Origin of the sequence: Agromyces bauzanensis (assembly GCF_014645655.1) — a bacterium.
Taxonomy (GTDB): domain Bacteria; phylum Actinomycetota; class Actinomycetes; order Actinomycetales; family Microbacteriaceae; genus Agromyces; species Agromyces bauzanensis.
In genome coordinates, this window is the sequence record NZ_BMMD01000044.1 from 1 (window position 1) to 6,484 (window position 6,484).

Consider the following 6,484-nt stretch of genomic DNA (forward strand, 5'->3'; position numbering starts at 1 on the left):
ACGAAGCCATGAGATCCAGCGTCTACGAAGTGACGAGATCCAGTGTCCACGATGTCACGAGATAACACACCAGGTCGCTGGACTATCGGTACCGAGAAGCGCTACCCGCCAAGCACCGGCACAGTCAAGCGGCATCTCTGCGACGCCTTTACGAGGTTGGGCGCGAGGTCGCGACTTGATGCAGTCAACCGGGCACGGGAGTTGGGCCTTATGGCCTAAGGTGTACTGCCCAGGGACATTGGTCAGCCGGGTGATGGGTGGGACCTTGCCGATGCGGGTGTGGGGCCGATGGTGATTGTCGGCATGGCGCCAGGCCGGAAGCGCGTTGCGGCGGGCTGACTCGGAGTTGTAATGGCGGCCGAAGGCCCACCGTCGGCGAGGGTGCGGTGGAAGCGTTCGATCTACCCGTACGGTCGATGCGAGCATACCGAGCCGGCCGGCGGTCTCGACCTGCCGAGTCGCTGTTCCCCACCCCTCCGATATAACGGGAGGGGTGGCACAGCCCTGCGTACGAGCGCACTACCCGTGTCGTGGGCCATTTCGCGGGGCCATGACTCCACGATGCGAGCCACGTCATCGGTGAGGTCAGACCCATACCGCTCGTTCGTTCCCACCCCTCCGACTTGGGAACATATCTTTGAGTCCCACTCCCCCAATTCAGGCAGAGGGGGTGGCGATTCCGCCATCCCTTCTTTACCACCGTCAGCAGTCGCGGCCCCGGTGACGTTCGTTCGCGATCGCCGCGTGCGGGGGGCTGGCGGCACCCACGAACACTCACAGATGAGGGCTGAGGTAACGCCTTAGGACGGAGCGGCGACCACGGAGGTGGATGCTGCTAGCCGGCTGCTGCCGGCCTCGGCTCCGAATCGATCGTAACTATCCTCGCCACAGCGCAGGTCCGCTCGTTTCTACCGGACTTGTCGGAGAGCCCGCTCGAACTCCCGACATGGGAGGGCTCGACACCAGACGAACATTCAGCATCGCCGGCGCAGCATGCGGTTCGTCCTCCGGCGCGACTGACAATTCGTCACCGTATGACGTGACGGCTGCCGCGTCATATGACGGATCGATTAGGAAGTCCAACCGCTTGCCGCCTTCGGCCCACTCGGCCCCTACCGGACGAAGAAAACCGAAAGGAACAAACCCAGGCCAACCAATCCGATGTAACCAAGTCGCCTCGTCGAGGTCGAGCACGACGTCGGCCTTTGCTCGCGGGCCGCGCGCAGGCACAGCTTGTCCCACGAGTGCGCGTAGGCGGCATCGAGGGCATCGGATCGACTTGTGCGAGCCGGCGCGCCTGAGAAGAGGCGGATCTAAGACGGGGTCAGGCTTGACCCCCACGCACGGCCCATCGAACCCAGAGACGCCGCCCGGAACGAATCCGGACGGCGCCTCAACTGGTCTACTTGACAGGAACGGCCTGCATATCAGAGGTGAGGTCGAAAGTAGTTCCACAGGGCGTACCAGGTGTTCGGTCCGGGATCTCCATCGATGGGACCCTGGTATCCACCGTACCGGCGTGCCATTTCCTGGATCGCTTTCCACGTATTTACACCCCAAACGCCATCGAGGGGACCCTGATAGCCGAAACCCCGCGCTTGGACCTGCGCCGCTTTGCGCGAGTTGTACCCCCAGATGCCGTCCGCCGGCCCTGAATACCCGAAGCCGCCGCAGTTCAAGTTCTCCTGCCAATGGGCAACTGTTGGAATCCAGTCAGCCGTGTACGGACTTCCTGGGTACACGCCGTTGCGCTCGTTCTCACGAATCACGCCAGTTTGCTGGTGTGCTTCACTGCATGTAGTCATCTAATTTCTCCAAGTCGTAAGTGCTTTAGTTTGCTGTGTCCAAGCCGGTCTCATGGACTATGCGTCCGACAACCCCCGCCGATTCCCAGCGATAGGTTCCTGCCTTCGCTCTCAACTGCGCATCGTCAGCCGCGAAGCTTTCCCCGTAGAGTGCTCGACCAGCAGGGCTATCGACCCGGGCAGACGCGGTGAGTGGTTTCTCTTCCAGCGATCGTTCCCAGAAGTAGACGAAGGTGTACTCCTCGTCGACTTCAGCCAAAGCCTTCGCTATCCGGACCTGCTGGCGTACCCAGGATCGAGCGTTGGCCGCACGAGCGGCGTCGAAGGAAGAAGGGATAGCAATACTGGAGGTGTCCGTCCATGCTCCCCTGAGCGTTACGCCCCAGGCGTCGGTTCGGATGGTCGAAACCATCGCGCTCGCGGGTATCGTTGCCCCTTGTGCAAGCATGCCACCGCCTACGACCGCGGCGGCAGAAATCATCAGTTGACGTCGATTGAGCAGCATCGTCCCTCGCAATGAATGTTGGAATCGCTCGGCAGGTAGCCAGCGTGTAGTAGATCTCGAGTTCTCGAGCCTCAATTGGCCGGAGCGAATTCCTTGTTCGTCAATTGAGAACGCGCCTCGCCATCGCATCCCGCGCCAGTCTGGGGGTCGTAGTCGTCGGCGAAGGGATCGCCGTAGAGCGCCTCATAGGCGGGAGTGCCGTATTTCGCTGGAGATTCCGGGAGCGGGTTGTCTGCTGAAGGATCCGTGATCGGGATGTCCCACCAGAGGGTGTACTCGAAGGGGTATCCCTTCGTCGCCATGCATTTTGCAGTGAGATCCATCATCTCGACCCAACTCCGTGCACGAGCCAGTTCTTCTTCCGTCATCTCAGTCGGATATTGGATCGATGTCGGGTCGCTGTTCGCGTCATAGAACGGGACGCCGTCGCTGACGCCGGAGCTTCCGTTTGGAGGAGCGACTGAGGATGCCACTGCCGCAGGAGAAGCGGGCTGCGCTGTCGGAGTGGAGAGCTGTTTCGCTGAGGCTGGGCTTGCTGGGGTCTGTTCGGTGCGTGTGGACCCGTCTTCGGCACGTACGCCGGAAGCGAAGGCCGCACTGAAGCTCACCCCGGCAAAGATCACCACTGCGCCAGCCACGAGTACCGCAGCCCGTTTGCTGATGTTCATGGTTCCTCGCCTCTCTTAGCGTCCACCCGCTGCCCTATGCTCAAGACCGTATCCGTCCGCGCAGGAACAGATCTATGGGTCTTTGGATACATCCGTCCAAACGATTCGAATGTGGGCGCCCGTCAGTGAGTCCAGGAGTGCACCGAGGATCTCCTCACCAAGTGCGCCCGCAGCTTGGCCCGATCCCGGCGCCGCTACCGGGCCCTGCTCGGTTCGCTGCCCTCGCGGCGAGCACACCGAGTCGGCCGAGACGGCTGCGTTCGCGGACCTTCCCATGCTTGACACGGTCGATGGGGATCTCGCGGCGCAGCTGCGGTCGCCGCCGCGGACGGAACTATATGCTGCTGATGCTGACCGCGCGGTCGAGAGATACTCCACCAGCGAGGCCGCCGCCGCTGTGGGCATCACGGCATCCGCTCCCCGCACTAGCCTGTCCGGGGCGAAGGCGAGGCTTCGCCCCGCCCTTGCCTCTTCGCGAGCACGATCGGTGAGGAGGTCGGATGATAGCCCCAGTGATCTCGGAGGAGTTCCGTCAGGCTCTGCGCACCGAACTCGTGAGCCGCGCCGAACTCGCCCCAGGCGCAGGCCCGGGTCCGTCGTTGGCGGTGGATCACCAGGAGGCACCCTCGGCGTGCTGCTAGCCGGCGACGCCACGTTCGCCGCCGCGGACCTGTTCAACCAGCCCGGCGCACTGGTCACCTCGACGGTGGCCGAGGAGCTCACGGTCACCGGAAGCGGGACGAGGGCGATCGATCTCGGGGCGGGCTCCCGGGGTCAGCGACCGGAGTGTGGGTCGACATCTCCTGCCTGACGGCAGGCACCTTCGAGCTCGGCGCCGGCGGAGCTGCGCTCACCTGCACTGATGCGGACGCCGGCACTGAACAGGGCCGGGCGTTCGGGCCGTTCCCCATCACCGTGCTGCGCAACGGGGCCTTCACGTTGATTGCCGACACGGACGCCGGATGGGAGATCACCCTCGCCTACGTGAGGAAGAACTCACCGACTGGGCCACGAACAAGTCCGGACAGACGTACGGTGCCGAAAACCCCAACGGCAGCCCCGACCTGATCGCCGTCGTCGCCACGAACGGGCGCGAAGGCTACGTCCACCGCGCCGAACTCGAAGAAGCCGACGGCACCTCCGCCGCCCGCGAGATTACCTCACCGGAAGACGCATTTCGGTGGCAGGAGGAGCGCGCCGGCAAGACCTTCACCGTCGCGGTCTACGAGGCCACGGCACCACCCAGATCGGCGAGTTCGTCACCGAGAGCGGAGTTGGGACCGTCGTCGGCCCGCAGTAGCGCCGCCGACCACTCGGGATCGCTCAGCGGGCAGCTACTCGGGCGTGACTCGCTTGGCGAATGCGACCCGAACAAAGTCGAGGTGCTTACGTGGGATGACCGCCGTGACGGCGAGGTGGGCATTGATCGTCAGCCCAACCGCCTATACGAACGGGTCTGTGTCGATCTCCGCTGCCGGCACCTCCATACCATCCAGGCGGGCCGTCGCAACGCTGTTCACGGCGGACTGGTGACGCTCCATGGCCCCGTCGACGATGGTCGGGCCGGGTTCGAGCCCGAGCGGCTCCCGGTATTGGTTCATCAGGATGTAGTTCGTGTGCTCGACGAGCAGGCGTTGCACAGTCGTGTCCCCCGACGCGTCACGGTTCCACGTCGTGCGTACCGTCTCCCAGAGCAGCGGGTATCGCATACGTTGCGCACGCTCGACCAGCCAGGCCGGCCGCGGCCACGGTGGCTCGTGCTCGATCGCGGCCCGACTCGCCTCATCCAACTTGACAAGGATGATCGGGTCTTCACGGTCGGCCGGGTTGCGCCACAACTGGTAGCTGAGCGCGGCACTGACTTGCGACGGCCCTCGCTGATCACCGGACTCCTGTGGGCTCACGAGTCCGGCATCCTCTAGCGTCGGCTGGGGTTCCAGCCCGACGATGGCGAATGGAAGGGACCGTACCCGCGCGTCAATCTCGAGCTGCGGGTCAGGGCCGTCTTCAGGAATGACACCGGCGAACTGCATGAATTCACCCTCACCCTCCAAACGGTTCGTGGCAGGAACCGAAACGGCAGCCGCCGCCCACACCCGATCGGCCTGCGAACGTCCCGTTGGCGGAGCCGGCTACTGACGTCTGCGATTTCCAAGAACGCGTCCTTCGTTGGCATGTTGCGGGAGGCGTTGATTCGCATTGTCTGGGCGGCTGACGTGGACGGCCTAACGGGTGGCAGCCGGCGCCGCGCAAGTCGTAGTCCTCGCCGAATCCGCGGTCGAGAGGAAGGAACCGCAGTCCAGGACGAAGCACAGGGAAGCGCCCATTCCACCGCACGTCACATGTCTGGCGAGCCACACGCAACCGTACTGTTGCCGTCATCCTCCGGCTGAAGCGGGTCGGGGTTGTGAATCAACAGGGCCGACCTGGAGGTCATCCGAGTCCGTGTCGAGGCACACTTCTGCGTGGGTCGGCGCGACAACCGGAGCGGACCCTCCGGGCAGTACCAAAGTGACACCGGCCGTGGCGACAGGGAACTCGCATGGGGTCTCCCGGTTGGCCGTTTGCGAGATTTTGGCCCAAATGTATGCGTGTCCCCCGGGAGGGACGGTCACGGCCACGCCTGCTCGGCCGTACGCGTCGGCCGTTGGTGAGCTCTCGTAGCCCAGAGTTTCGATCGGCCCGGAGTCGCCGAGAAATGCCGTTTCGCTCGGGAATCCCGTTAGGGTGCAAACCGTTTCGCCAGCGTTGGTGAGGGTAATGTACGCGCTGTTCGGAGCGGCCGAATCAGTTCCCCACTCAATCTGCGCGGTGAAGTGGTTTTGGCATGGACCATCCTCGGACGGCGTCGGAGTGGGCGCGGCGAGCGTGGCAGATGGTGCGGGCGGCGATGGCTGTGTGTTGGACGGTGTACACGCTGTCAAGGTCGCGACTGCCGAGACCGTGAGGAGGCACAGAAGAAATGGCAGCGGGGCGGTCCTGCGACCTTGCTGGGTTTGGTTGTCCTGATGGTTCATGCGGTTGGTTTGCTCTCTGCTGCCGGCAGGTACCCGCTGACATCGATCGAATTGGGTGGCCGCAGGTCGATCGCCGCCGGATCCGCGGGCGATGTTACAGTCGGGCATTGCGGCGTCATATGGATTCAACTCCGTCTCGCTTCAGGTCGATGGTCGATGTCGGTGGGACGTCCTAGCAGGGTACGACAGCTTCGGCTGGGCTGGATTGAGAACTACGACAAGCTCCAAGCTGTCAGGCAAGCGCGTGACCACCTCACTCGTCGATGGCACATACTCGCTGGAGCACAGCAACGCAGGGACCGCCTATATCGCGACCACCAAGCAGAACCTGTCGTACATTCCGAACGGCACCTTATGACCTCACTGCGTGGGTAGAGAGCTCCCTGACCTGCCGCGCTGATTTCGGATGGTGGGCCCTCTTACGATGAGGGTGCTACTGGAAGAGAGAGCAGCATGTCCGTATCGCGTAGGCGATTCACGCAGGAGTTC

5 protein-coding genes and 1 pseudogene are annotated in these 6,484 nt (G+C 63.6%); all 6 read right to left on the reverse strand.

The window, feature by feature from the left end; all coding sequences use genetic code 11:
• Positions 1 to 222: 222 nt before the first annotated feature.
• Positions 223 to 401: pseudogene (locus IEX31_RS19160) on the reverse strand (integrase core domain-containing protein); the annotation flags it as partial.
• Positions 402 to 1,427: 1,026 nt separating this feature from the next.
• Positions 1,428 to 1,805 (reverse strand): peptidoglycan-binding domain-containing protein, encoded by a 378-nt coding sequence (locus tag IEX31_RS19715; protein WP_373285551.1) that lies wholly within the window; start codon positions 1,803 to 1,805, stop codon positions 1,428 to 1,430.
• A 25-nt stretch (positions 1,806 to 1,830) separates the two neighbouring features.
• On the reverse strand, positions 1,831 to 2,310 hold the full coding sequence (locus IEX31_RS18045; RefSeq protein ID WP_188744782.1) for a hypothetical protein: 480 nt from the start codon (positions 2,308 to 2,310) through the stop codon (positions 1,831 to 1,833).
• Positions 2,311 to 2,381: 71 nt separating this feature from the next.
• On the reverse strand, positions 2,382 to 2,978 hold the full coding sequence (locus tag IEX31_RS18050; RefSeq protein WP_188744783.1) for a hypothetical protein: 597 nt from the start codon (positions 2,976 to 2,978) through the stop codon (positions 2,382 to 2,384).
• A gap of 1,442 nt (positions 2,979 to 4,420) precedes the next feature.
• On the reverse strand, positions 4,421 to 5,011 hold the full coding sequence (locus IEX31_RS18055) for a hypothetical protein (RefSeq protein ID WP_188744784.1): 591 nt from the start codon (positions 5,009 to 5,011) through the stop codon (positions 4,421 to 4,423).
• Between the two features lie 345 nt (positions 5,012 to 5,356).
• Positions 5,357 to 6,103 (reverse strand): DUF4232 domain-containing protein, encoded by a 747-nt coding sequence (locus IEX31_RS19720; RefSeq protein WP_373285552.1) that lies wholly within the window; start codon positions 6,101 to 6,103, stop codon positions 5,357 to 5,359.
• Positions 6,104 to 6,484 lie beyond the last annotated feature (381 nt).